This is a genomic window from Streptomyces diacarni (genome assembly GCF_003323715.1).
Classification (GTDB): Bacteria; Actinomycetota; Actinomycetes; order Streptomycetales; family Streptomycetaceae; genus Streptomyces; species Streptomyces diacarni.
Map to the genome: position 1 here is coordinate 134,212 of NZ_QOIN01000047.1, position 26,499 is coordinate 160,710.

19 protein-coding genes are annotated in these 26,499 nt (G+C 71.2%); 7 read left to right on the forward strand and 12 right to left on the reverse strand.

Annotation, left to right across the window (positions count from 1 at the left end):
• The first annotated feature begins 34 nt into the window (after positions 1-34).
• The 7 genes from DTL70_RS19870 (at position 35) to DTL70_RS19900 (ending at position 11,564) form a co-directional block, all read left to right on the forward strand.
• Positions 35-4,324, forward strand: a complete 4,290-nt coding sequence (locus DTL70_RS19870; RefSeq protein ID WP_114023336.1) for a non-ribosomal peptide synthetase — start codon at positions 35-37, stop codon at positions 4,322-4,324.
• A 91-nt stretch (positions 4,325-4,415) separates the two neighbouring features.
• The gene (locus tag DTL70_RS19875; protein WP_114023337.1) at positions 4,416-4,826 is read left to right on the forward strand and encodes an SseB family protein; all 411 of its coding nucleotides are present in this window, start codon (positions 4,416-4,418) and stop codon (positions 4,824-4,826) included.
• 2 nt (positions 4,827-4,828) lie between these two features.
• Positions 4,829-5,443: a hypothetical protein gene (locus DTL70_RS19880; protein WP_114023338.1), complete on the forward strand. Its 615-nt coding sequence runs from the start codon at positions 4,829-4,831 to the stop codon at positions 5,441-5,443.
• Positions 5,440-9,792 (forward strand): DUF6531 domain-containing protein, encoded by a 4,353-nt coding sequence (locus DTL70_RS19885; RefSeq protein ID WP_114023339.1) that lies wholly within the window; start codon positions 5,440-5,442, stop codon positions 9,790-9,792. The genes DTL70_RS19880 and DTL70_RS19885 overlap by 4 nt, the downstream gene beginning before the upstream one ends.
• Before the next feature lie 11 nt (positions 9,793-9,803).
• On the forward strand, positions 9,804-10,148 hold the full coding sequence (locus DTL70_RS19890) for a hypothetical protein (RefSeq protein WP_114023340.1): 345 nt from the start codon (positions 9,804-9,806) through the stop codon (positions 10,146-10,148).
• Positions 10,149-10,260: 112 nt separating this feature from the next.
• On the forward strand, positions 10,261-11,037 hold the full coding sequence (locus tag DTL70_RS19895) for a barstar family protein (RefSeq protein WP_245979482.1): 777 nt from the start codon (positions 10,261-10,263) through the stop codon (positions 11,035-11,037).
• A gap of 161 nt (positions 11,038-11,198) precedes the next feature.
• On the forward strand, positions 11,199-11,564 hold the full coding sequence (locus DTL70_RS19900; RefSeq protein WP_114023341.1) for a VOC family protein: 366 nt from the start codon (positions 11,199-11,201) through the stop codon (positions 11,562-11,564).
• Between the two features lie 81 nt (positions 11,565-11,645).
• Here DTL70_RS19900 and DTL70_RS19905 read toward each other — a convergent pair whose 3' ends face one another.
• The 12 genes from DTL70_RS19905 to DTL70_RS19960 form a co-directional block, all read right to left on the reverse strand.
• A complete protein-coding gene (locus DTL70_RS19905) occupies positions 11,646-11,903 on the reverse strand; it encodes a hypothetical protein (protein ID WP_114023342.1) in 258 nt (85 codons plus the stop codon).
• 164 nt (positions 11,904-12,067) lie between these two features.
• Positions 12,068-13,342 carry a thymidine phosphorylase gene (locus tag DTL70_RS19910; protein WP_114023343.1) on the reverse strand — a complete coding sequence of 425 codons (1,275 nt, stop codon included), beginning with the start codon at positions 13,340-13,342 and terminating at the stop codon, positions 12,068-12,070.
• Positions 13,343-13,381: 39 nt separating this feature from the next.
• Positions 13,382-13,807, reverse strand: a complete 426-nt coding sequence (locus tag DTL70_RS19915; protein WP_245979483.1) for a cytidine deaminase — start codon at positions 13,805-13,807, stop codon at positions 13,382-13,384.
• A 1-nt stretch (position 13,808) separates the two neighbouring features.
• Complete coding sequence (locus tag DTL70_RS19920) at positions 13,809-15,125, reverse strand: ABC transporter permease (protein ID WP_114023344.1); 1,317 nt, start codon at positions 15,123-15,125, stop codon at positions 13,809-13,811.
• On the reverse strand, positions 15,122-16,261 hold the full coding sequence (locus DTL70_RS19925) for an ABC transporter permease (RefSeq protein WP_114023345.1): 1,140 nt from the start codon (positions 16,259-16,261) through the stop codon (positions 15,122-15,124). The genes DTL70_RS19920 and DTL70_RS19925 overlap by 4 nt, the downstream gene beginning before the upstream one ends.
• Complete coding sequence (locus DTL70_RS19930) at positions 16,258-17,943, reverse strand: ABC transporter ATP-binding protein (RefSeq protein WP_114023346.1); 1,686 nt, start codon at positions 17,941-17,943, stop codon at positions 16,258-16,260. Before DTL70_RS19930 ends, DTL70_RS19925 begins: the two co-directional genes overlap by 4 nt.
• Before the next feature lie 217 nt (positions 17,944-18,160).
• Positions 18,161-19,195 (reverse strand): BMP family lipoprotein, encoded by a 1,035-nt coding sequence (locus tag DTL70_RS19935; RefSeq protein ID WP_114023347.1) that lies wholly within the window; start codon positions 19,193-19,195, stop codon positions 18,161-18,163.
• 294 nt (positions 19,196-19,489) lie between these two features.
• Positions 19,490-20,779 carry an amidohydrolase gene (locus DTL70_RS19940; RefSeq protein ID WP_114023348.1) on the reverse strand — a complete coding sequence of 430 codons (1,290 nt, stop codon included), beginning with the start codon at positions 20,777-20,779 and terminating at the stop codon, positions 19,490-19,492.
• 169 nt (positions 20,780-20,948) lie between these two features.
• Positions 20,949-22,109: a hypothetical protein gene (locus DTL70_RS19945; protein ID WP_425470384.1), complete on the reverse strand. Its 1,161-nt coding sequence runs from the start codon at positions 22,107-22,109 to the stop codon at positions 20,949-20,951.
• 45 nt (positions 22,110-22,154) lie between these two features.
• A complete protein-coding gene (locus DTL70_RS19950; protein ID WP_425470385.1) occupies positions 22,155-23,147 on the reverse strand; it encodes an N-acetylneuraminate synthase family protein in 993 nt (330 codons plus the stop codon).
• Between the two features lie 91 nt (positions 23,148-23,238).
• Entirely contained in the window at positions 23,239-24,633 is a 1,395-nt protein-coding gene (locus DTL70_RS19955; protein ID WP_114023350.1) for an acylneuraminate cytidylyltransferase, read from the reverse strand.
• 71 nt (positions 24,634-24,704) lie between these two features.
• Positions 24,705-26,210: a DUF6716 putative glycosyltransferase gene (locus tag DTL70_RS19960; RefSeq protein ID WP_114023351.1), complete on the reverse strand. Its 1,506-nt coding sequence runs from the start codon at positions 26,208-26,210 to the stop codon at positions 24,705-24,707.
• Positions 26,211-26,499 lie beyond the last annotated feature (289 nt).

Here is a 26,499-nt window from a genome sequence, read left to right on the forward strand (position 1 = left end):
CCAGACGGTGTGGCGCAATCAGGAGCTGGTTTCGATGGGACAGGTCGGCAGCGGAGAAGGGCTGCCGTTGACGGCGGCGCAGACAGGCATGTGGTACGCCCAGCAACTCGACCCGGACAACCCGTGCTTCCGGGCCGCCGAGGCTCTGGAGATCCAGGGTCCGGTCGATCCGGAGCTGCTGGAGCGGGCGTTGCGGCGCACCGTCGCCGAGACGGAGGCGCTGCGCGTCCGGTTCACCACGGACGAGCGTCAGGGCGCGACGGGACCCGAGGAGCACGTGCGGCAGGTCGTCGAGGACTGCGAGGACTGGCCGCTGCCGCTGGTGGACCTGCGCGGCGAGGACGACCCGGCCGCCGCCGCGCACGCCCTGATGTGGGCCGACCTCGGCGTTCCCGTGGACCCGCGGCACGCCCGGGCCTTCACCTTCACGCTGCTGCGCACGGCCGACGACCGGTACACGCTCTACATGGCCATCCACCACATCGTCATGGACGGCTTCTCCATGACGCTCTTCCTGCCGCGGCTGGCGCAGCTCTACACCGCGCTGGAGAGCGGGGCACCCGTACCCGACGGGCGCCTCGCCCCGCTGGCGCAGGCGCTGGCCGACGAGGCCGACTACCGCGGCTCCGCACGCATGGCCCGCGACCGTGCCTACTGGGCCGAGCAGCTCGCCGCCTGGGGCACCTCGGCGCACGCCTCACCGCACTGGCTGCGCCCCGCACGCCGGTTCGTGCGGGAGAGCGGACACCTCGAAGCCGAGGCCGCGCGAGGCCTGCGCGCCCTGGCGCGGGGCGCCCGTACCGGGCTGGCCACCGCGGCCATGGCGGCGCTGGCCCTGTACGTGGACCGGCTCGGCGAGCGGGAGCACGTACAGGAGGCAGCGGAGGCAGCGGAGGCCGCGGAGGCCGCGAAGGCCGCGGGGTCCGCTGCGCCCGCCCCGTCCGACGGCACTGTCAGCTCCGGGAGCCCCGGCGAGCCCGGCAGCTTCGGTGACGTCATGCTCGACGTCACCGTCACCGCACGCGGCGGGGCCACCCGCGAGGTGCCGTGCATGCTCGCCAACGTGCTGCCGCTGCGGGTCCCCGCGCCCTCGGCGGGCACCGTCGAGGACCTGCTGCGGCGCACGGCGGCGCAGGCCAAGGGCCTGGTACGGCACCAGCGGTACCCCTTCTGGGACATGGTGCGGGAGCTGAAGGCCGCCCCCACGCTGGCGGGCGGCATGGCCGACTGGGGCATCAACGTGATGGTCTACGACCCGCAGGTCAGCTTCGGCCGCCACCCGGCCGTCCTGCACAACCTCTCCAACGGCCCCGTCACCGGGATGAGCGTCAACGTCTACGACCGCCCCAGCGACGGCTCCCTGCGCATCGACTTCCAGGCCGACCCCGACACCTACCCGGCCGCCGAGGTCGCCGCCCACCACCGCCGCTTCCTCTCCCTGCTGCGTACGCTCGCCACCTGTGAGAGCACACGCCGCGTGGCCGACATCGACGTGGCGACCCCGGCCGAACGCGACCAGGTGCTCGCCTGGGGCCGCGGGCCCGCGCTCCCGGTCCCCGCCACGCCGCTGCACGCCGAGTTCGAGCAGCGCGTACGGGAGGAGCCCGACGCCGTCGCCGTCGTCTGCGGCCCCGCCGGCGCAGCCGCCGTCCTCACCCGCCGCCGGCTGAACGCGCGGGCCAACCGGCTCGCCCACCTGCTCCTCGCCCGCGGCGCGGGGCCCGGCACCACCATCGCCCTCGGCCTGCCCCGCACCGAGGCCTACGCCGTCGCGGTCCTCGCCGTCCTCAAGACCGGCGCCGCCTGCCTGCCCCTGGAGGCCGGACACCCGGCCGAACGGACCCGGACGATGCTCGCGCAAGCCGCGCCGCTGTGCGTACTGGCACAGCAGGAGACGGCCGCCCGCCTGCCGGGCGAGGGCACAGCCGGGCCGCGGTGCGCCGTGCCCGTCGTCGTGACGGACGCTCCGCCGACGAGGCGCCTGCTCGAAACCCAGCCCGCCACCGATCCCGCGCCCGGCGACCTGACCAGGCCCCCGCGCCCCGAGGACGCCGCGTACCTGGCGTTCACCTCAGGCAGCACCGGCCGCCCCAAGGGTGTCGTCGTCGAACACCGGCAGCTCACCCACCTCTTCCACGACCATCTCGTCTCCCTCATCACCCCGGCGGCGCGGGAGCGCGCCGCCCGCGGGGCCGAGGCCGAGGCGGTGGCCGGGACCGGCGGCGGCAGGCTACGGGCCGCGCTGACGGCGTCGTTCTCCTTCGACACCTCCTGGGAGGCCTGGCTGTTCCTGGCCGCGGGCCACGAAGTGCACGTGGCCGAGGACAGGGTGCGCCACGACCCCGCCGCGCTCGTCGCCCGCATCGAGGAATGGCGCCTCGACTTCCTCGACCTGACCCCCTCCTACCTGCGCCAACTCCTCGACGCCGGCCTCTTCGCACCCGGCAGGCACCAGCCCGGCACCCTCATGGTCGGCGGCGAGGCGCTCGACAAGGCACTGTGGCAGCGGCTGCGCGCACTGCCCGCCACCACCGTCCTCAACTACTACGGGCCGACCGAGTGCACCGTGGACGCCGTGTGGTGCCGCCTCGACGCGCAGCGGGACGAGCCCGTCATCGGACGGCCCCAGCACAACGTCCGCGCCTACGTACTCGACCACTGCGGGCGCCTGGTCCCGCCCGGAACACGCGGCGAGCTCTACCTGGGCGGCGCCCAGGTGGCGCGCGGCTACCTGGGCGCCGACGCGTTGACGGCGGAACGCTTCGTGCCGGACCCGTACGCGGGGCCGGACCCGTACGCGGGGCCGGACCCGTACACGGGACGGGCCGGCGGCGACGACGAGCCGGGCACGGGCGAGCGGCCGGACGCCGACGCCGGTGCGGGGGCCGGTGCGGGGGCCGGTGCGCGGATGTACCGCACCGGCGACCTCGTCCGCTGGACCGACGACGGCATGCTCGCGTACCTGGGCCGCGCCGACGAGCAGATCAAACTGCGCGGCGTCCGCATCGAACCCCGGGAGGTGGAGGCCGTACTGGCCTCGCACCCCCGCGTCGCCCACGTGGCCGTCGCGGCACAGCGCACCGGAACCCCCGAGAGCCCGCTGCACCTGGCGGCGCACATCGTGCCCGCGCCGCGCGTCCCCGGTGACGACACGCAGCCCGCCACCGGCCTCGTCGGCGCCGAACTGCGCTCCTGGGCGGCAGGCCGCCTGCCCGCCGCCATGGTGCCCGCCGTGTACGTCACCCACGACGCGCTGCCGCTCACCCCGCAGGGCAAACTGGACCGCGCCGCGCTGCCCACACGGACCGCGACGGCGCCCCCCGCGGCGGACGCCGCCCCGCGCGCGGCCCGCACCCTGCGCGAACGCACCCTGTGCACCCTCTTCGCCGCCGTACTCGGCGTCCCCGAAACCGGCCTGGACGACGACTTCTTCGCCCTGGGCGGCCACTCCCTAACCGCCACCCGCCTGCTCAACCGCATCCGCACCGAACTGGGCGCCGACGTCTCCCTCGGAGCGCTCTACCACGCGCCGACACCGGGCCAGCTCGCGAAACTCCTCGACACCGCGAGCGACCCGTGCGGCACCACGGACGACGCCTACGCCATGCTGCTGCCGCTGCGCGCGGGCGGTGCGGACCGGCCGCTGTTCTGCGTCCACCCCGCCGGCGGGCTCGGCTGGTGCTACGCCACCCTCACCCCGCACCTGCCGCCCTCCGTCCCCGTCCACGCCCTCCAGGCCCAGGGGCTGCGCGACACCCGCGAACCGCTCGCCGCCACCTTCCCCGGCCTGCTCGCCGAGTACGTCGCCCGCGTCCGCGCCGTACAGGCCCGCGGCCCCTACCGGCTGCTGGGCTGGTCACTGGGCGGCGCGCTGGCCCACGCGATGGCGGCACACCTCCAAAAGGAGGGCGAGGACGTGGAGCTGCTGGCCCTGCTGGACGCCGCCCCCCTCGACCCGCGGCTGCGCGTCGACCCCGCGGCGCACCCCCACCTGGTCCGCCGCCTGGTCACCGAAGCCCTCGGCTCGGGGCCGGCCGGGGAGGCCCAACTGAGCGCCGTCACCCGCATGCTGTCCCACTACGCGGCCCTGCTGCCGACCTACACCCCGTCCGTGTACGAGGGCCCGGCCCTCTACCTCCGCGCCACGGAACCCGACCCCCTCGCCGCCCCCGCCCCACGCCCCGCCCCCGACGCCTGGCACTCCCTCATCACCGGCCCGCTCACCGTCCACGACCTGCCCTACGCCCACAGCGCCCTGGGCGCACCCGACGCCATGGCGGAGGTGGGACGGCTACTGACCCCGCGTCTGTCGGCGGGACGCTGACCGAGCCCCCGCAGGCCCCGTCGGCGGCAGCACCCGCGTGCGAACATACGATGGGTTCCCGACTGGTCACGCTTCGGATGGGGGGCAGGGAATGTCGTTGCGGGACCTGGTCCGCGAGACGGCGGTCGCGCGGATGTCTCCGGCGGAGAAGCTGGCGCAACTGCGCGACGTACGCCTGTATTTCCAGCGCCCGGAGACACCCGGATTTCTGGTGACGGAGACGTCGGAGGGGCCGGTGGTTCCGGTATTCACCTCGTGGCAGCGGTTGGCGTTGTTCGCGGGGGCGTGCGGATGGGCGTCGACCACGGCCGAGGACCTGGTCGGCTTGTTGCCCGAGGGGGTACGGGCTCTGGTCGATCCGCTGGGAGAGCAGCCGTTCCTGCTGGACGGCACCACGCTGGCGGGCCCGGCTGACGTGGCGGACCCGACGGACGCGGCTGACGTGGCGGACCCGACGGACGCGGCTGACGTGGCGGATCCGGATGGGGCGAAGGGGCGGTAAACGTGGCAGGTGACGAGGGGGGCGGCGGTCCGGGCGGCGGGGGCGATCCGAGGCCGGGTGAGGGCTATGCGATCGAGATCGCCGCGGTGCGGAAGATCCTGCGGCCGTTGGAGGAGTCGGTCGTGGCGGCGCACAAGATCAAGGATGACTGGAAGTCGTTGTCCAGTGGTATCACCACCGCGGCCGTGTTCGACATCGAGCAGCCCGCCAAGGACATGCTGGAGGAGTGGGGCTTCGGCATGGGCCGGGTGGCCGAGCACACGGACGTGATCGTGGACACACTGCGGCAGGTGATCGCGGCGTACATGATGGCGGACCTGCTGCGGGTCAAGGACTTCGCACCGACCGAGGACAACATCGCCAAACTCCCCTTCGGCGAGCACGGACTGCGCGCCTGGAAGGACGGAGACCGTCCGACGTTCGACCCGCCTCCGGAGATCTACCAGGAACCCTGGCTGGACGACGACGGCGGCAGCAGCGTCGGGGACGGCGGTGGGGCTGACGGTGACGGTACGACGGTGACGGGCGACCTGCCGGCCAACCCCCGCTACCGGGTGGCCGGCGAGGGCGGCGCGGGCTGGGTCGTCGACGGGGGCCGGAAAGGGTCGGTCGCGTGACGGGCAAGGACGTCACAGAGGGCGGTCGGGAGCGCATACCGCCCCACGCCAAACCCAGCGACGTCATCTACGGCGACCCCGACAAGGTCGACGACCTGGTCATCAAACTCAAGGCATACGCCGGCGCGTTCAAGGACGGCTACGACAAGCTGACCGACCTGTCCCTCCTGCCGTGGACCGGTGCCGCCTCGGACCAGTTCCAGAAGGCCAGCTCGGACCTGCCCAAGGAGTTGGAGAAGGCCGAGAAGTACTTCACCTCCGCCGCGTCCGCGCTGGACGCCTACGCCGACAAGCTGCGATCCGTGCACAAGCGGCTCAAGCCGATCATCGCGGACGCGGACGCCGCCCGGGCAGCCTCCAAGGCGTACGTCAAGCAGGACGCCGCCTACGCCGAGGCCGTCGAGCGCAAGGACGAGAACCTCCCCGACAAGCCGCCGGCGGAGAACCCCGGTATGGCGGCGATGGAGGACTGCCACCGGCGCCTCGACACCCTGGAGCAGGAACTCCAGACCGTCATCGACGACTCCAAACGCAAGCTCGAGAAGGCGACACGGAAGGCTCCGAACGCACCCAAGGGCTGGAACCGCTTCAAGAAGGAGACCGGCGAGTTCCTCGGCGGCATGGGGGACAGCGCCAAGGGTCTGTGGAAGCAGTTCGAGTACCTGGTCGAGGACGGGCCCGACGGCGCCTCCCTGCAACTGGCGGGCATGGTCGACGGCGCGGCCTACGCCGCCCACCACCCCAAAGAATTCGCCAAAGCCGTCACCAACTGGGAGGAATGGCAGCGCAACCCCTCACGCGCCGCCGGCCAGCTCACCCCCGACCTCCTCCTCGCCCTGGCCACCGGCGGCGGAGGAGCCCTCCGCAAGGGCGCCGCCTCCGCCAAGAGCGCCGCCCAACGACTGGCGAGCCGCGAGAAGGCGCTGCGCCGCGACGGCAGCGCCCGCGAGCGCGCGAACGGCGATCCGGAGAGGGAGAACAAGGGCAACACAGAGAGGGAGGGCGTCAACGAGCCGGTCGACGTGGCGACCGGAGAGATGTTCACCTCAGCCACCGACGTGCACCTGCCGGGCGTGCTGCCCCTGCTGCTGACCCGCTTCTTCTCGTCAGGACACGCCTGCGGCGGCTGGTTCGGGCCCAGCTGGACGGGCACACTGGATCAACGGCTGGAACTCGACGACCAGGGCATCGTCTACATAGCCGACGACGGGAAGCTGCTCACCTACCCCGTCCCGCAGCCGGAAACCCCCACGCTTCCCCTCTCCGGCCCGCGCTGGCCGCTGCACTGGGACGGCAAACGCGACGGGACCATGACCATCACCGCGCCCGAGCAAAACCGCGTCCTGCACTTCGTACCGCTGCCCGCCGGGGGCCGCGAGCTGCCGCTGGCGGCGATCGCCGACCGCGCGGGCAACCGCATCGACGTGACATACGACGCGGCCGGCGCCCCGCAAGAGGTCAGCCACTCCGGCGGCTACCGCATAGCCGTCGACACCGACCCGGGACTCCTCCGCGTCACCGCTCTCCGTCTGCTCCACGGCGAACGCAGCACCACCCTCGTCACGTACGGCTACGACGCGGCAGGCAACCTCGACCAGGTCATCAACTCGACAGGCCTGCCGCTCCGTTACCGCTACGACGACCACCACCGCATCACGTCCTGGGAGGACCGCAGAGGTACGACATTCGGCTACGTCTACGATCACCGGGGCAGGGTCCTGCGCACGGTCGGACCTGACGGAACCCTCTCCGGCCGCTTCCACTACGACGACGCAGCCCGCACCACCCGCTACACGGACTCTCTCGGCCACCAGTCGGTCTACGTCTACAACGAGGCGTACAGAACCGTCTCGGTGACCGACCCGCTCGGCCACACCACGCTCACGGAGTGGGACGAGGCCAACCGCCACCCGGTCACCGTCACCGACCCGCTGGGCCACACGACCCGCTACGTGTACGACGACCTGGGCAACACCACCCGAATCGAACGCCCGGACGGCAGCGCGATCACCGCCGTCTACGACGACGACTGCCTCCCGCTGGAGGTCCGCGATCCGAACGGTGGTGTGTGGCGCCACACGTACGACGACGCGGGCAACCGCACCTCGACGACGGACCCCGCAGGGGCGGTGACCCACTATGCCTACAACGGCACCGGCCACCTCACCTCCCTCACCGACCCGCTCGGTCACACGACGACCGTCGCCCCCGACGCGGCGGGCCTCCCGACAGCCGTCACCGACCCTCTCGGTCACACCACCCACGTCCGCCGCGGCCCGCACGGCCTCGTCACCGCCCTCACCGACCCCCTCGGCAACACCACCCGCCACGGCTGGACCATCGAGGGCAAACCCGCCTGGCGCGAGAACCCCGACGCAACCCGCGAGTCCTGGGACTGGGACGGCGAGGGCAACCTCGCCGCCCACACGGACGAGGCGGGACACACCACGGCGTACACGCACACCCACTTCGACCTCCCCGCCACCCGGCGCGACCCGGACGGTGCGGAATACACATTCACGTACGACACCGAACTCCGCCTGGTGAAAGTCACCAACCCGCAGGCCCGCGAATGGCGCTACGAGTACGACGCGGCAGGCCGCCTCGTCGCGGAGACGGACTTCAACGGGGCGACGCAGACCTATGAGCTGGACGCGGCGGGCGGGCTCCGCGTCCGGACCAACGCCTGCGGTGAGCAGCTGAGTTACGCCGTGGACGCCCACGGCCGCCCCGTCGAGCAACGCGACGAGACCGGCGGCGAGGTGACGACGTTCGCCTACGACGCGGCGGGCGCGGTGGTCCGCGCCACGAACGCGGCGACGGACGTCGTGCTGGAGCGAGACGCGGTGGGGCGCGTACTGTCCGAGACGGTCAACGGCCGCCGGACGTCGTACGCCTACGACACGGCAGGCCGACGCGTGCGCCGTACGACACCCGCAGGGCACATTTCGACGTGGTCCCATGACGCGGCGGACCGCCCCGTCGAGGTGTCCACGCAGGGAGGGACGCTCTCCTTCGCGTATGACGCGGCGGGCCGCGAAACGCACCGCCGCCTCGGCGGATCGGCCGGGCCGGCCGGGTCGGCCACCCTGGCCCAGCGCTGGGACGCCACCGACCGTCTCACGCACCAGACGATCCACTCCGCTGGGGAGGAGGTCCTCCAGCACCGCACCTACGCCTACCGCCCCGACGGCTACCTCACGGAGATCCGCGAGCTCACGACCGGGACACGTCGCTTCGACCTGGACAAGGCGGGGCGCGTGGTGGGCGTCCAAGCCCACGGCTGGAGCGAGAAGTACGCCTACGACGCCGTCGGCAACCAGTCCCACGCCGAAGCCCCGGCCCACCCCTCCCCCGGCCCCCGCGAACACGACGGCACCCTGATCCGCCGTGCGGGCCGCACGCGGTACGAACACGACGCCGCCGGCCGCCTCATACGCAAGACCCGCAAGCTCCTCAACGGCCAGACGCACGCCTGGACCTTTCGGTGGAACGCCGAGGACCGCCTGATATCGGCGACCAATCCCCAGGGTGAGACCTGGCATTACGCCTACGACCCTCTGGGCCGCCGCGTCTCCAAGTCCGGGCCTGACTCCCGAACGGACTCGGTCACCTTCACCTGGGACGGCACCCGCGTCACGGAACAGACGTCTGCGGACGGCACGACGACGACGTGGGACTACGCCCCGGGCACCCACCGCCCCCTGACCCAAACCACCCGCGAACCCCTACTGGACACACCGGCCTTCCACGCCGTCGTCACCGATCCGGTAGGCACCCCCACGGAGTTGCTCACCCCCCAGGGCGACCTCGCCTGGCAATCCCGCACCACCCTCTGGGGTACTCCTCTCCCAGCCCCGTCCGGTTCCGCCGACTGCCCCCTCCGCTTCCCCGGCCAATACGCCGACCCGGAAACGGGCCTGCACTTCAACTACTTCCGGTACTACGACCCCGAGACGGGTCGATATATCACCGCGGACCCGCTCGGCCTCGCCCCTTCTCCCTCTCCGTATACATACGCACACAATCCCCACACGTGGGGTGACCCGCTTGGACTGGCTAAATGCCCTCAGGAAGTACGACAGGAGTTCAGGGACCTACGGCAAGGAACTACTAACCGAACTGGACTGGTCGACACCCACGAGGAACTTCGCAAGCTGTTTGACAATTGGACGAAAGGCGCGGAACAGCTACCTGCCCGCGGCCCCAAGGTACCCGAGGTATATAAACTCGACGATGGAACCGTGATCCAATGGAGGACGGAATCCGATTCGGGTGGCGCAACCATAGATATGAGGTGGCCAGAAAGCAAGAAACCGAGAAAGGTCCACATAGACCCGTCGCAATGAGAAGAAGAGACATGAAGGATCACCTCATCCCACTGGTGAAGGAAATGCTAATCGAAGGAGAAGACGATTGGGTCATGGTTGACTTCCTCATCGGGGTGGCCGAGGAGTTCGCCAGCCCTCGCGGAGAAGACTTCAGGGATGTCTCCCTTGAGCTCCTGAGGGAACTCCTGAGGGAAGAAGTTATGGAGATCGGTGATCTCGGCCACACAGGTTTCGAACCTTGGCCACTTGGCGTAGACGACTCTGTTGCCAGGTTCAAGGAGGGATGCGAGTCCCATGACTGGGACCCCATGGGGGCGTTGTGGTGGCTGGCAAACACAGAAAAGGGTGCTCGGTGGCTGGAAAACATCCACTGAGCACGGGCTCCGAATCCGGTGACGGGTGTCAGATCCTTCCGATCCGAATGCGCGCGGGAGGCACTTTTCAGGTCGATTTCCTGTAACTGCCGTTCCCAGTAGGATCTGCACGTTGCTCTGGCCGTTTTCCGTCGTAAGGAGCAGCGTTGAGCGTACGACTCACCTCACCATTCCTTCTGACTCCACTGAAACAGGAATCGATCTGTACGCGCTTCGGACGACGGAGGGCTTTTTCGGGAACGAATCCGAACTCGCCACCTTCCATGCCCCCAAAGCTGAGAGGCTTGCGTCGCCGGCCCATCCACCGGCCCCCGAAACCTTGGAACTACGCGTCCTGAATAGCACGGGTCAACCCATAGCCGCGTACACGATCGGAAGCGCAAAGATCGTGGAGGAGTTCCGGCACGGCGAAGGCAGGGTCGACCTCCGCGTCACAGGATATCTGTGGGACCTCCCGCGAGCCCGTACGGAAGAGATCTGGTCCATTTGGCGTGAGGACACCACCGGGCATGAGCCCCGGGTTTGGGCAAGACTCGACGAGGAAGGCAGAACTGCTTGGCTGGACGCCGCTCGCCTGCGTGCCGCATGGCACTATCCCCTCCCCGCCACCGGTAGCGACGAGTTCATCGTCGAAGGCGCACACGTCACCGACACGGCTGCCCTGTACTGCGCTTTGGGTGAAGCCATGAACGGCCCCGGCGGATACTACGGCGCCGACCTGGACGCGCTTAAGGACTGCCTTCGAGGCAACTTCGGCCCAGTCGCACCTTTTACTCTGATTTGGCACAACTCACGCAGCGGGAGTGACGACGCACTTGACCTGAATCAGGTTGGAACGCCCGCCTTGCGGACGCGCCCGACGCCATGGCGGAGGTGGGACGGCTGCTGACCCCGCGTCTGTCGGCAGGACGCTGACCATGACAGTTGAGGACGGTTCCGAGCTCACGGTCCGGTGCGCGGCCATGGCGCCCGGAGGGCGGGGCGCTCGGGCGGCGGTGGGCGGCGATTTTGAGCGGACAGGTGTACTAGGTCCATGGAAAGCTGGCTCGCATGATTGATCACATTGCGATCCAGGTGCGGGACGTCGCGGCGAGCACGCGGTTCTACGATGCCGTTCTCGCGCCGCTCGGCGGGAAGCAGACGAAGGCGTTCGGTGATTTTGTCAGTTACGGCGCCACCGGGCACACCCTGTGGCTCGGCCCCCTCACGGGCGAGGGGCAAGCGCGCGAGGTCCACCTCGCCTTCGTGGCAGCCGACCGGGAAGCCGTTGACGCGTTCCATGCCGCCGCTGTCGCCATCGGCGCCGAGTCTCTGCACGCTCCCCGTGTGAGGCCGGAGTATCACGAGTCCTACTACGGTGCTTTCGTGCGGGATCCGGACGGCAACAACATCGAGGCCGTCTGCCACACGCCGTAGCCAGGCGCGGCCACGCCGGCCGGAAGTGGACCGGTCCGGACCGGCTCTCGGCACCGCCCAGCGCAGCGCCGGCAAGTGTCGTCAGGCGTCTTCGGGGTCCAGCTCGAACGCGAAGTAAATGCTCAGCGCGTAGGTCTCCTCCTCGCCGCACAGGCAGTTCCATGCGACATCCACCAGCCGGATATCGTGTTCCCCCACCCACTCATGGGCCTTCCTGAAGACCTCCGCGGCGGTTGAGGCGATGAACAGCTTCGCGGCTATCGGATACACGCCAGTTTCGTCGTCCGTGTCGTCGAAGTCCTCTGGAACGACCAGACAGAAATCGGGATCGCGCGCCACGGGATGCACCTTCCAGTCGGTTACCGGGACGAGTCGGCAGAGGCTGCTCCTCTGAACACGACGTCAGGTAAGACCACCTGGCATGCGGAAGGGTTGCTTCTGGCGACCATGCGGCGAGGTGCCGCAGCCGATGTGCGCCGCGTTCGAAGGGGACGATCCCGCTGTCACTCGATCCGGTCGAGGATCAGTGGGGTCGGCTCGTATGTGGCCGAGGCTGTCACGTCGATGGCGTTCGTCAGGGCCGCCTCCGCGTTCGCGAACGTCTCCGGGGTGTCCGTGTGCAGGGTGAGCAGGGGGGCTCCGGCGGTGACGGGGTCGCCTACGCGGGCGTGGAGTTGGACGCCCGCGCCCGCCTGTACGGGGTCCTCCTTGCGGGCGCGGCCCGCGCCGAGGCGCCAGGCGGCGAGGCCGACGGCGTAGGCGTCGAGGCGGGTGAGGACGCCTGAGGACGGGGCCGTGACGACGTGCCGCTCTCTCGCCCGGGGCAGCTCCGCGTCCGCGTCACCACCTTGGGCGGTGACCATTCGACGCCACACGTCCATCGCCGAGCCGTCGGCGAGGGCCTTGGCGGGGTCGGCGTCGGTCAGGCCCGCCGCGTCGAGCATCTCGCGCGCCAGTGCGACCGTCAGTTCGACGACGTCGGCGGGGCCGCCGCCCGCCAGCACCTCGACCGACTCGCGGACTTCCAGTGCGTTGCCCGCCGTCAGACCGAGGGGGGTGTTCATGTCGGTCAGCAGGGCGACGGTGCGCACGCCGTGGTCGCGGCCCAGTTCCACCATGGTGGTGGCCAGCTCGCGGGCGTCGTCGGTGTTCTTCATGAACGCGCCGGAGCCGGCTTTGACGTCCAGGACGAGTGCGCCGGTGCCTTCGGCGATCTTCTTGGACATGATGGACGAGGCAATCAGGGGGAGGGATTCGACCGTGCCGGTCACGTCCCGCAACGCGTACAGCCGCTTGTCGGCGGGGGCCAGGCCGTCGCCCGCGGCGCAGATGACGGAGCCGGCGTCGCGCAGGACGTCCATCATCTCGGGGTTGGTGAGCGAGGCGCGCCAGCCGGGGATGGACTCCAGTTTGTCGAGGGTGCCGCCGGTGTGGCCGAGGCCGCGGCCCGACAGTTGGGGGACGGCGGCGCCGCACGCGGCGACCAGCGGGGCGAGCGGCAGGGTGATCTTGTCGCCGACGCCGCCTGTGGAGTGCTTGTCGGCGGTGGGGCGGGGCAGTGCCGTGAAGTCCATGCGCTCGCCGGAGGCGATCATGGCGGCGGTCCAGCGGGAGATCTCCGTACGGGTCATGCCGTTGAGGTAGACGGCCATCGCGAGGGCGGACATCTGTTCGTCGGCGACCGTGCCGCGCGTGTAGGCGTCGATGATCCAGTCGATCTGTTCGCCGGTCAGTTCCTCGCGGTCCCGCTTGGCGCGGATGACGGAGATGGCGTCCATGGGGGGGTACTCCCTGATTCGTTCGACGACCGGTGAGGGTCAGCGGGCCAGGTCGGTGGGCCCGAACGCGTCCGCGAGCAGTTCGGAGAGCGGGCGCACTCCCGAGGGTGCTTCGATCAGCAGGTCGCCGCCGCCGTGCTCCCACAGCAGTTGGCGGCAGCGGCCGCAGGGGGCGACGACCACGCCGTCGCCGCCGACGCAGGTGAAGGCGACCAGCCGGCCGCCGCCGGTCGCGAACAGTTCGCTCACCAGTCCGCACTCGGCGCACAGGCCGACGCCGTAGGAGGCGTTCTCGACGTTGCAGCCGGTGACGGTGCGGCCGTCGGCGACCAGCGCGGCGGCGCCGACGGGGAAGCCGGAGTAGGGCGCGTACGCCCGGGAGAGCGCCTCCCGGGCCTTCCCGCGCAGCGCCGCCCAGTCGACCGCCGGGCCGGTCACCGGGGCGGCTCCCGAGTTGTCTGGCACGCTAGGTTCCCTCGCCTCGACGGTACGGTTTGCCCACCGCGCGTGGCGCGCGGAGCCGTTGGGCCGCCAGGGAGAGCACGAGCAGCGTGGTGACGTACGGCGTCATCTCGACGAACTCCAGGGCCACGGTGTCGGTCAGCGCGTACCACAGCACGAGCAGTACGGCGATAACGAGGGCAACGGCGGCCTGGACACGGGCGCCGCGCGCGCCCCGCATCCCTGCGCGGAACTTCCAGACGGCGAGGCCGACCAGCAGGACGGCCATCAGCAGCAGCATGGCGTGCACGGTGGCGCCGCCGCCGACGACGCGGAGGGCGTCCATGAAGCCGAACAGTCCGGCGCCCATGGCGACACCGCCGGGACGCCAGTTGCCGAAGATCATGGTGGCGAGGCCGATGTAGCCGCGGCCTCCGGTCTGGTTCTCCTGGTAGAAGTGCACGCCGACGGCGAGGAAGGCGCCGCCGAGGCCGGCCAGGGCGCCGGAGATGATCAGTGCCGCGTACTTGTAGGTGTAGACGTTGACGCCGAGGGATTCGGCGGCGACGGGGTTCTCGCCGCAGGAGCGCAGCCGCAGGCCGAACGGGGAGCGCCACAGGACGAAGAAGCTGCCGGCGAACAGGACGACTGTCAGCACCGTCACCCAGGAGACGTCGCTGACCAGGGCGCGCAGGATGCCGGCCAGGTCGGAGACGAGGAACCAGTGGTGTTTCTCGATGCTGCCGAGCCCGTCGGCGAGTCCCGGCACGGTGAAGGACGGCATGTTGTCCATGGGCGGTGACTGCTTGTCGTTGCCGCCCGCCTTGGCCGCTTCGCTGCCTTCGGCGCCGAACCAGAGCTTGGCGAGGTAGCGGACGACTCCGAGGGCGAGGATGTTGATGGCGACGCCGGAGACGATGTGGTCGACGCCGAAGGTGACGGTGGCCAGCGCGTGCAGCAGGCCGCCCAGTGCGCCTCCGGCGATCCCGGCGAGGACGGCGGCCCAGGGCCCGTACTGCCAGCCGATCCAGCCCGCGCCGAAGGTGCCGAGCATCATCATGCCTTCGAGGCCGATGTTGATGACGCCCGCGCGTTCGGCCCACAGTCCGCCCAGGCCCGCCAGTCCGATGGGGACGGCGGCGGCGATCGCGGTGGAGAACTGTCCGCTGTTGGAGAGCTGTACGTCGCCGGTGACGACCCGGACGAGGGAGAGCAGCAGCAGGCCGCCGGCGATGAGCAGGAGCACGACGGGGTAGGACAGCTTCCGCCTGCCGCCCGTCGACGAGGGGGCGGCCGGCGCGTTCTTCGGCGCGGCGGGCTTGGGTGTGGAGGTGGTGCTCATGCGGAGGCCCCCGCCTTCTGCTCGGTCTCGTCCTGCTCGGCGCCCGCGCCCGCCCGGGCGCTCAGTTCGGCGCCGACCTCACGCTGCTGGCGGCGCAGCACGACGCGGCGGACGATCTCGTACGCGATGACGACGCACAGCACGATGATCCCCTGCATCACGCCGACGATTTCCTGCTTGTAGCCCTCGAACTCCAGCTGGATGCCGGTGCGCTCCAAGAAGCCCCACAGCAGGGCCGCCAGCGCCATGCCGATGGGGTGGTTGCGGCCGAGCAGGGCGATGGCGATGCCGGTGAAGCCGACGCCGGTGGGGAAGTCGGTGCCGTAGTTGAAGGACTTGTTCAGCAGCGTGGGCATGCCGACCAGTCCCGCAACGGCGCCGGACAGCAGCATGCTGGTGACGACCATCCGGCGCACGCTCACGCCGCTGGCGCTGGCCGCCGACTCGCTGCGGCCCACGGCACGCAGGTCGAAGCCGAAGCGGGTGCGGCCCAGCACGAACCAGTAGGCCAGGCCGATGACGGCGGCGATGAGGACGGTGCCGTAGATCGGGTCGGGGTCGGTGGGGATGAGGAAGAAGCGGGCGGCCTCGGGGATGGTGGGCGTGTGGAAGAGGTTGCCGTCCTTGACGGCGAGCTTGTCCTCGGAGAGGAAGTAGCCGATCAGCGAGCCCGCGATGGAGTTCAGCATGATCGTGGTGATGACCTCGCTGACGCCGCGGGTCGTCTTGAGCACGCCCGCGATGCCCGCCCACAGCGCGCCGACGGCCATCGCGACGAGGATGATCAGCGGGATCTGCAGCACTCCGGGCAGGGTGAGCGCCCCGCCGACGACGGCGGCGAAGAAGGCGGCGACCCGGTACTGGCCGTCCACGCCGATGTTGAAGAGGTTCATGCGGAAGCCGATGGCGACGGCCGCCGCTGACAGGTAGTAGGGGATGGCCTTGTTGATGATCCAGACCTGGCTGTCGCTCTTCGAGCCGAAGTCGAGCATCACGTAGAAGGCGTGGAAGGGGTCCTCACCGGTCGCCGCGATGACGACGGAGGAGAGGACGAACGCCGCGACGAGCGCGAGCGCGGGTGCGGCCAGCGCCTGGAGCACGGCCCCGGCGCCGAACTTCTCCTTCAGGCCCTTCACTTGGCGCCCCCGTTCGTGTCGTCGTTCCCGGAGGCGTCCTCGGCGGCCGTGCCGGTGGGCTCCTCCTGGTGCTCCAGGTGTCCCGTGGCGGCGCCGGTCATGGCCGAGCCGAGCTCTTCGGGGGTGACGTGCGCCGGGTCGGCGTCGGCGACCAGGCGGCCCCGGTACATGACCCGCAGCGTGTCGGAGAGCCCGATCAGCTCGTCCAGGTCGGCGGAGATCAGCAGCACGGCCAGGCCCTCGCGCCGGGCGGCGCGTATCTGGTCCCAGATCTGCGCCTGCGCGCCGACGTCCACGCCCCGCGTGGGGTGCGCGGCGATCAGCAGCTTGGGGTGGTGGCTCATCTCGCGGCCGACGATGAACTTCTGCTGGTTGCCGCCCGAGAGGCTGGCGGCGGTGACCTCGATGCCCGGGGTGCGCACGTCGTACTCGGCGACGATGCGCTCGCTGTCGGCCCGCGCGTCACCGAGCGCGAGCAGCCGCGGGGCGCCCGGGATGCCGAGGAGGGGACCGTTGGTGTTCGGCTTCTCGGTGACGTGCCCGAGGATGCGGTTCTCCCACAGCGGCGCTTCCAGCAGCAGCCCGTGCCGGTGCCGGTCCTCGGGGATGTAGCCGATGCCGCCCTCGCGCCTGGCGCGGGTGGGGGCGTGCGAGATGTCCTGCCCGTCGAGGGTGACGGTGCCGCCGTCCGGGTCGCTCATGCCCATGATGGCCTCGACCAGCTCGGCCTGCCCGTTGCCCTCCACCCCGGCGACACCCAGGACCTCGCCCTTGTGGATGGTGAAGGAGATCCCGTCCAGAACGGCACGCTCGACACCGTCGGAGTCGGTGGCCGCCAGCCGCAGCCCGGCCACGTCGAGCATGGGGGTGTCGGTGACCGTCGACTCGCGCGTCTCGGCGGTCGGCAGCTCGCTGCCGACCATCAGCTCCGCCAGCTGCTTGGGGCTCGTCTCCCGCGGCGTCACGGAGGCGACGGTGGTGCCGCGCCGGATGACGGTGATCGCGTCGGCGACCGAGAGCACCTCGCCCAACTTGTGCGAGATGAACACCACCGTCAGACCCTCGGACTTGAGCTCGCGCAGGTTGTCGAAGAGGGCGTCGACCTCCTGCGGCACCAGCACGGCCGTCGGCTCGTCGAGGATGAGGGTGCGGGCACCGCGGTAGAGAGCCTTGAGGATCTCCACCCGCTGCCGGTCGGCCACCCCCAGCTCCTCCACGAGGGCGTCGGGACGTATCCCGAGCTGGTAGGCGTCCGACAGCTCCGCGATCTTCCTGCGGGCCCCGGACCCGATGCCGTGCAGCTTCTCCGCGCCGAGGACGGTGTTCTCCAGCACGGTGAGGTTGTCGGCGAGCATGAAGTGCTGGTGCACCATGCCGATACCGCGCGCGATGGCGTCGGCGGGGCTGTGCAGGACGACGTCCTCGCCGTCGATGCCGATGGTGCCCTCGTCCGGCCGCTGCATGCCGTAGAGGATCTTCATGAGGGTCGACTTGCCCGCACCGTTCTCCCCCACGAGAGCGTGCACGGTGCCGCGCGCCACCGAGATGTCGATGTCGCGGTTGGCGACCACTCCGGGGAACCGCTTGGTGATGCCGCGCAGTTCGACGGCGCTCCCGGAACGACCGGGCCCCGGGCCCGCCCCGGACGGCGCGCTGCTGCTGCCGCTGGACTCGCTGGACACTTGGCTGACGTGCTCCCTGGTTGAGCTCAGATTCCCGGCGCGAGGGTGGAGGCCCTCCACGAAGAGGCGCACACGGGGTGCGGAAGGAACTGCGAAGACGGTACGAGGTGCGAAGGAGGTGCGAGGTGTGAAGGAGGTGCGTAGGGAAGACGGCCCCGCACGTCACGCCGCACAGCACAGGCTGCGCCGCGCGGCACCCGGGGCCGCCCGCGGAACGTCACGGCCGGGTGGGAACGTCCACCTTGCCCGCGGTGATGTCCTTCTTGGCCTTGTTGATGTCGTCCATGATGTCGTCGATGTAGCCGCCCGAGGTGGCGACGGAGACGCCGTCCTCCTTCAGGGAGAACGTCTGGTTCCCCTTCAGCGGCTTGCCCTCCTTCACGCTCTTGATCAGCTCGAAGACGGCGACGTCGACGTTCTTGACGGACGAGGTCAGGATGACGTCCTTGTACTTCTCCAGGCCCTTTTGGCGGTACTGGTCGGAGTCGACCCCGATCGCCCAGGCGCCCTTCTTCTTGCTGATCTGCTCGATCGAGCCGGCGCCGGACTGCCCCGCGGCCGTGTAGATCACGTCGTTGCCGCGGGCGAGCATGCCCTTGGCCATGTTCTTGGCGCGGTCCGGGGCGTTGAAGCCCTCGTCGGACTCCTTGTAGAGGTAGTCGACCTCGATCTTGATCTTGGGGTCGGTGTCCTTGACGCCCTTGACGTAACCGGCCTCGAACTTCTGGATGAGCGCGTTGTCCACGCCGCCGATGAAGGAGACCTTCTTGGACTTGGTCTTCTTGGCCGCGGCCACGCCCACCAGGTAGGACGACTCGTTCTCCGCGAACGTCATGCCGACCACGTTCTTGGCGTGGGACTGCTCGTCGACCACACCGAACGTCGTGTCGGGGAAGTCCTTGGCCACCTTGTTGACGGACTTGCCGTAGTTGAAGCCGACGCCGATGACAGGGTTGTAGCCCGCCTTCGCGAGGGAGGTGAGCCGCTGCTCGCGGGTCTCCTCCGTCTCGTTGTTCCCGGCGGTCATCTCCTTGGTCTTGACGCCGAGTTCCTTCTCGGCCTTGTCGGTACCCCGGGCCGCCGCCTCGTTGAACGAGTGGTCGTCCCGGCCACCGACGTCGAACGCGAGCCCGACGCCCTTGGTCTTCTTGCCGTCGCTCGACTCCGTCGAGCTTTCACCGCAGGCGGTGGCCGTCAGAGCGAGAGTCGCGGTGGCGGCGACCGCGGTGGCCAGCTTTGTTACCCGACGCAACGGAGTCCCCTTTGTGGTCGTGGAAGCACCGGTTCCGGCACCGCAGTTGGGTTCCGGCCCTTGAGACGGGCACACATTAACGCGCGTAGATTTCCAGCAGAAGGAGACGGGAACCAGCCGTTATCGGATCGTCGCGAACGGACGGTGCCCCGGCCACCCGCCGGGGCCCACCCCGAGGGCCCCCATGTCCGACATACCTCCCCCGGGCCAGGGCCCGGAGGACACCGGCACGGGGGCACGAGAGCTCTCGGCGCGGGGCGCCGCCGCGTGCGGCAGGAGCGAAGCGGGAGCGGGTCAGGAGCGGTGCAGGAGGGCAGCGGCCGTGAACAGCTCGACGCCCGTGGTGATCGCGGTCTCGTCGGCGTCGAAGTCGCCCTGGTGCAGGTCGCGGCTGCGGCGGTCGCCGACAGGCCGCACCCCGAGCCGGGCCATGGCGCCGGGCACGTGCTCCAGATACCAGGAGAAGTCCTCGCCGCCCAGGCTCTGCTCCGTGCTCTCCACCGAGGCCGCGCCGGCGCGCGCGGTCATCGCCTCGCGCAGCAGCGCCGTCGCGGACGGCTCGTTGACGACGGGCGGCACCCCGCGCACATACGTCAGCTCGCACTTGGCGCGGTGCAGCGTCGCCAGCTCGTCGATCACCGCGTGCACCAGATCGGGCGCCTCGCGCCAGGTCGGCAGGTCGAGGCAGCGCAGGGTGCCGGACATCTCGGCACGCTGCGGGATGACGTTGGACGTGTGCCCCGACTCGATCCGCCCCCACGTCAGGGCGAGGCCCGAGCGGGCGTCCACACGGCGCGCCAGCAGCGCGGGCGCCTGAGTGACGAGCTTGGCCGCGGCGGTGACCAGGTCGGTCGTCAGATGGGGGCGCGCGGTGTGGCCGCCCGCGCCGCTGAGCACCACCTCCAGCCGGTCGCAGGCCGAGGTGATCGGCCCGGCCCGCAGACCGAGACGGCCCGCGTCCACCCGCGGGTCGCAGTGCACGGCCAGGATCGAGCCCACCCCGTCCAGCACCCCGCAGTCGACCGCGTCGGAAGCACCGCCGGGCAGCACCTCCTCGGCGGGCTGGAACAGCAGCCGCACCGGGCGGGGCAACGCCCCGGCCCGCGCCAGCTCGGCCAGCACCAGGCCGGCTCCGAGCACCACGGTGGTGTGCACGTCGTGCCCGCAGGCGTGCGCCCGCCCGGGGACCGTCGAGCGGTAGGGCACGTCCTTGGTGTCGGGGATGGGCAGCGCGTCGATGTCGCCCCGCAGCGCCAGCAGCGGCGCGGCCTCCACAGGCTCCGCCCCGTCGGCGGCCCGGGCATCGCCCGGCTCCTGGCCGAGCCCGGGGTGGATGTCGCAGATCAGACCCGTACCCATGGCCAGCACTCTGGGACGCAGGCCCGCACGTTCGAGCCGGGTCTTGAGCGCCGCGGTCGTACGGAACTCCTGGTTGCCCAGCTCGGGGTGCATGTGGAGGTCGCGACGGAAGGCGATGAGCTCGCGCCGGAGAGGTTCGGTGAGGCGGCCGGGCAGCTCGGGAAGTACGCCGGCGGCTCCGCGTGCGTCTACCTCCGGGGCTGCAGGGGACAGGAGTTCGTTCATGGTCGAAGAGTAGGCGCACCGGAGCCGCAACTGGCGAGAGATCCACGAAAGTTCAACCTCTCAGGGGAAGAAAATCTCGCCCCGGCGGCGGTTATGCCCTTTTGGGGATGGGTATGGCTGTTCGTTTGCTCTCTCGGTTCCGCACGGCCCCACCCGCGGGCGAGGCGGCCTAAGCGCTCGGTTCCGGCGCGGCCGGGGGCGCGGCCGGCAGCCTCCTGGCCCGGGCGGCCGTGCCCGTGACACCCGTCAGGAAGCTGTGGGCGCGGGGCGAGGCGGTGCGGGTGAGCCAGGCGGGGTCTATGTCGCAGACGGCCACGGTCACGGCGGTGCCGGCGAGGGCGAGCGGAAGCGTGTGGACGACGGTGGAGGGGAAGCTGAGGATCGTACGGCCGACCGGGCCGCGCCGGGCGACCAGCTCGAGAGGAAGATCCGGGCGGACGATCTCCAGCCCGGTGACAGCACTGACCTGCTGGAGTTTCTCGCTGCTCTCGCGGCGGTGCGCGAAATAGCGGGTGGCCCCGTAGGTACGGGCCAGCGAGGCGACGGCCTCCACATAGCGGTCGGTGTCCACGACGCCGGTCTCCACCAGGGACGTACCCACCAGGTCGGCGCCCCTGGTCAACCGGGGCGGCCCGAACCGGGCGCGGGTCCAAGCGAACTCGTTCGCCGTGACGGTGACGTTGCCGGGCGCCTCCACCGGCATGGCACTGAAGACCTCCACCGGACGGGAACCGTCCGCACGCGGCGTGAGGCGGCGGCGGGCACGGCCGGAGACCGGCGCGAACAACCACGCACGCGCCCCGCCACCAGTGCCACGCCGGTGCCAGCGCACGAAGCGCTCACCGCGCGCCAGTTGGGCGACGAACTCCATGGTGGCCGTACCGTCGTCCACCACCGTGACACGGTGCACCGCGCGCGCCGACGTGAGAGCGAGCAGCAGTTGGACGTAGCGGGAAAACGGGTCCCCGATGACCAGGGTGCGGGCCCTGCGCACTCGCCGGGAGAGGGCGAACAGGCCGGTCAGAGCACCGACGGCCCCGTCCCTGGCCTCCTGCCAGCGCACGACGATCCCCTCATCGCGGGCCAGCTCGGCCATACGGCGCAGCTGACCGCGGGTCATCGGATCGGTCGGCGGCAGGACGACGAGGGTGAGCGGGGTCGAGGTGGCGGGCGCGGGATGGTTGTGCGCCCACTCGAGGACGTTGAGGAGCTGGACGGGGCTCTCGACGAACGCGAGAGCCCCGTCGCTGGGCCCGGGGATGGCTCCGCCCCCGGGGTCGGTCGCGGACGAGTCCGCGGATGCTCCGAGGCCGGAGCGGTTACGGGACACTGCGCACACGCTCCGTTTCCGCGTCGGGGGCGTCGAAAGCCGCCGTCAGACCGCGGCCGGTTCGCGGGACCCCGCGCGGGAGGCGGTCGACTCGGCCGTTCCGGCCGCCTCCGCCGCCTCGGCGACCGCGCCCTTGACGCGGCGCAGCTTGCGCATGGGCGCCAACTCGCTGTCGTAGACCCTCTTCACACCGTCACCGAGGGACTCCTCGATGGTGCGGATGTCCCGCACAAGACGGGTGAGGCCCTGCGGCTCGACGGAAGCCGCCTGATCCGAGCCCCACATGGCCCGGTCGAGAGTGATGTGCCGCTCCACGAAGACAGCGCCCAGAGCGACAGCCGCCAGCGTCGTCTGCAGACCCGTCTCGTGACCGCTGTAGCCGATCGGAACGTTGGGGAACTCCTCGTGGAGAGTGTGGATCATCCTCAGGTTGAGCTCCTCCGCCTTCGCCGGGTACGTGGAGGTGGCGTGGCAGAGCACGATGTTCTCGCTGCCCAGCACCTCCACCGCGTGCCGGATCTGCTTCGGCGTCGACATGCCGGTCGACAGGACGACGGTGCGCCCCGTGGCACGCAGAGCGCGCAGCAGATCGTCATCGGTGAGGGAGGCGGAAGCCACCTTGTGCGCGGGCACGTCGAACTTCTCCAGGAACGCGACAGCCTCCTCGTCCCACGGCGACGCGAACCAGTCGACGCCGCGCGCGGCACAGTGCTCACCGATGGCCCGGTAGTCGTCCTCGCCGAACTCCACCCGGTGCCGGTAGTCGATGTAGGTCATCCGACCCCACGGGGTGTCCCGCTCCAGATCCCACTGGTCGCGCGGCGTGCAGATCTCCGGCGTCCGCTTCTGGAACTTCACCGCGTCGCAGCCCGCCTCGGCGGCGGCGTCGATCAGAGCGAACGCGTTGTCGAGATCCCCGTTGTGGTTGATGCCGATCTCCCCCGTGACGTAGACGGGGTGGCCGGGGCCGACGGTCTTGGTACCGAGAGCGCGGGTACGGGGGCTGGCGCTGAGGCCGGTGCTGTTCATGTTCACCATTTCCGGGGGTTTGTTTCTGGGATGGGTACTGAAGGGCGGTGGGGTGGTTCGGGGGGTGTGCGGCGGTGGGGCGGGGTAGGGTTTTTGCAGGTCAGGAGGCGGCGGGGGTGGGCGCCGGGTTCGGGCGGGGGTCCTTTTGTGGGTGGGCCCCACGAGCGCGGCGATCCGTGTCCCCTCCCAGCCCCGCCCCCACCAGCCACCCCGCGATCTCCCTGACCGCCCCCGCTCCGCCGCGCCGGGTGGTGACGGCGCGGGCTGCGGCCCGTACGGCGTCGTGGGCGTCGGCGACGGCGACGGGCCAGCCCGCGAGGGCGAAGCACGCCAGGTCGTTGGCGTCGTTGCCGGCGTACAGGACGCGCTCGGGGGCGATCCCGCGCTCCTCGCACCACTGTTTGAGCGCGAGGTCCTTGCGGTCGATGCCGTGCAGCACCGGCAGCCGGAGCTTGGCGGCGCGGGCGGCGACGACCGGGTTGGTCTCCGTGGAGAGGATCAGCACGTCGAGGCCGGCGCGGCGCAGGGCCGCGATGCCGAGGCCGTCGCCGCGGTGGACGGCGACGGTCTCCCTTCCCTCGGAGTCGACGTACACCCGGTCGTCGGTCTGGGTGCCGTCGAAGTCGAGGACGACCGCGTCGATGTCCTCGCGGGTGGGCAGCGCGCCGGGGCACTGGCGGTCGGCGTCGAGCAGGGGTGCCAGTGCGCGGGCGCGGTCGAGGTCGTGGGGGTCGTCGATCTCCAGGACGCGCGCCGGGTCGGTACGGACGACGGCGGTCCGCCCGAAGAACCGGTGGCCGGCTTCCCGGAAGCCCATGGCGTCCATGGCGTAGGCGGCGCCGGTTTCCAGCAGGTCCTCGGGCCGGTCCTGGCGGCGTGGCCGTACGGCGCGGTCGTGGTTGACGCCGTACGCGCTGCCCGCGTGGCCGCCCGGCACCGCCGGCAGACCGGGGGTCGCCGACAGACCGGGTGCCGCAGGCACACCGCCGGAGACCGCCGGCTCACCACCGGGCTGTGCCTGGTGACCACCGGGTTCCACCGCCTCGCCGGCCCGCCAGACGAAGCCGTGGAAGGGGGCCACGGTCAGGGCGCTGTCGGCTCCGTCGTCGAGGACGGCGGCCGCGACGCGTTCGACGTCCTCGCGTACCAGGAACGGGCTGGTGCACTGGACGAGGAGCACGGTGTGCAGCGGCATGCGGTGCCGTTTCTCCCACTGGTCCATGGCGTGCAGGACGGCGGCCTCGCTGCTGGCCAGGTCGCCGGCGAGGGCGGGGGGCCGCTCGACGACCTCGGCCCCTGCCGAGCGTGCGGCCTCGGCGATGGCCGGGTCGTCGGTGGAGACGACGACGTCGGTGATGTTCCGCGCCGCCAGGCATTCGCGGGCGGCGCGGGCCACGAGCGGCACGCCGGCGACGGGCGCCAGGTTCTTGGCGGCCACGCCCTTGGACCCGCCACGGGCCGGTATCACCGCGAGGACCGCGGGGCTTGAGGACATGTTGACTCCTGGGTGGGGCTGGGAGGTCTTCGCGGGCCGCGGGGCGGCTGCGGGGGACGCGGGGTGGGCCGTCACAGCTCTCCCGCCTTCCGGATGAGCGGCGCGACGCGCTGCACCCCGTGCCGGTAGGCGCCGCGCGCCGCCTCGCGCACCACGCGCCGCAGCAGGCCGCGTCCGGCGGCACCGACGGCGCCGGGTTCTTCGTCGTCGGCGCCGCCGGAGCCCGCCGCCGGTCCTACGGGGGTTCCGTCGGGGCCGAGTCCGTAGCGCCGCAGGATGCCGGGCAGGTAACCGGGGGCGGTGCGTGCCGTGTAGTACGGGGTCAGGGGCGGCAGCCCGGTGCGGGCGGAGCGGACGGCCAGTGCGGCGACCCGTTCGCGCGCGGCCGCGTATCCGTCGCCGCCGCGTACCCCCTGTCGCAGTGCCCACCGGGGGTCGGCCTCGGGCAGCAGGCCGTCGTCGAGTTCGTCCCAGGAGGCGAGGCAGCCGGAGCCGGTGAAGTAGTGGTTGCCCAGGCCTTCGCGCACTCCGAGGTCGGTGAGGACGGCGGTGGGCACGTGGCGGTGGAGGGATTCGAGTGCCGCGGTGGAGCTGACGGTCACCAGCAGGCCGCCGGTGCGCCGCACCCGGTCCAGCAGCGCGCCCATGTTGCCGTAGACGAGGCGGCAGTTGGCCGGCAGGCCGCCGCCGGTGCCGTCGCCGCCGGGCAGCTTGCGTACGAGCTTCTGGTAGGGCAGTTCCTCGATGTGGGTGGTGTGTTCGCCGGGTTTGCTGCGCAGCTTGATCAGCACCTCGCGCTCGGGGTACCGCAGCGCGTGGGCGACGGCGCGGCGCAGCAGGTAGGCGCGGTCCTCGCGGGAGGCGGGGACGGAGGGCTGGACGGCGAAGACGACGGTGAAGGTGTCGCGGCCGTTACCGGCTTGGGGGGTGAGGGAGTCGTCACCGTCTTGGGGGGTGACGGCCTCGTCACCGTCTTGGGGGGTGACGGCCTCGTCGCGGCCTCGGGGGGTGGGGGTGGCGCGCCCGTCACCGGCTCGGGGGGTGACGGTTGTGCCGGGGGCACCGGGGGCCGGCCGCGTGTCCGTGAGGAACGGCAGGGTGCACTCCAGCACCCCGTCCGCGGGCGCGCCCACGCCCTCGTACACGGCGCGGAAGCGGTCGGTGTCGTGGGCCGAGTTGGCGAGGACGAGATCGGCACCGTGCCGCAGCAGCAGCCCGTCGGTGAGCTTCTCGTAGACGACGCCGACATAACCGGTGACGACCACGGGGCGGTGCGCGGGCGCGCCCTCTTCGGTGCCGGCGGTCGCCCGGCGCAGCCCGTGGAGCATGGCCTGTACCGCGCCGCCGACGCACGCCAGGACGATCATGTCGTAGCCGCCGGGCCCGGTGGCGGCCCGCAGGAACTCCCGGGTGGTGACCTCGCGCAGCACGTCGACGGTGACGCCGACCTCGGCGAGCTGGCGCGGGGTGGGCGTGGCCCGGCCGCGCAGCAGCAGCCCGTCGATGACGGCACCGGGGGCCAGCCGGCGGGCGGTCGACGCACCCCATTTCCACCGGGTGTCGGAGTCCGCGAGCACCGCGACCCGGCGGGGCCCGGGGGTGGGGGAACCGTGCGGTTCCGCGTGGGCACGCTGGTCGGGAAACGCACGCGGTCCCGGCGTGTTCGCGGAAGTCGGAGTTTCTGGTGAGGGCACGTCGCCGACGTTAGGAAGGGATTCCGCAAGGCGGCCCAACGCGGGGGCAACAGACGGTTAACAGCGCGTCGACGAACGGCCAACCCGCCCGGCCCGCCGCCCCGTTCACCATCCCGCCACGCGGCGTTCACCCCCCGGCCCGCCGCAGGTCAAGACGGCGGGCGGCGCAGCG

Coding starts and splice junctions, on each gene's coding strand:
- DTL70_RS19870 (WP_114023336.1), top strand. CDS start 35: ATGGGACAGGTCGGCAGCGGAGAAGGGCTGCCGTTGACGGCGGCGCAG.
- DTL70_RS19875 (WP_114023337.1), top strand. CDS start 4,416: ATGTCGTTGCGGGACCTGGTCCGCGAGACGGCGGTCGCGCGGATGTCT.
- DTL70_RS19890 (WP_114023340.1), top strand. CDS start 9,804: ATGAAGGATCACCTCATCCCACTGGTGAAGGAAATGCTAATCGAAGGA.
- DTL70_RS19900 (WP_114023341.1), top strand. CDS start 11,199: ATGATTGATCACATTGCGATCCAGGTGCGGGACGTCGCGGCGAGCACG.
- DTL70_RS19910 (WP_114023343.1), bottom strand. CDS start 13,342: ATGGACGCCATCTCCGTCATCCGCGCCAAGCGGGACCGCGAGGAACTG.
- DTL70_RS19920 (WP_114023344.1), bottom strand. CDS start 15,125: ATGAGCACCACCTCCACACCCAAGCCCGCCGCGCCGAAGAACGCGCCG.
- DTL70_RS19940 (WP_114023348.1), bottom strand. CDS start 20,779: ATGAACGAACTCCTGTCCCCTGCAGCCCCGGAGGTAGACGCACGCGGA.
- DTL70_RS19950 (WP_425470385.1), bottom strand. CDS start 23,147: ATGGTGAACATGAACAGCACCGGCCTCAGCGCCAGCCCCCGTACCCGC.
- DTL70_RS19955 (WP_114023350.1), bottom strand. CDS start 24,633: ATGTCCTCAAGCCCCGCGGTCCTCGCGGTGATACCGGCCCGTGGCGGG.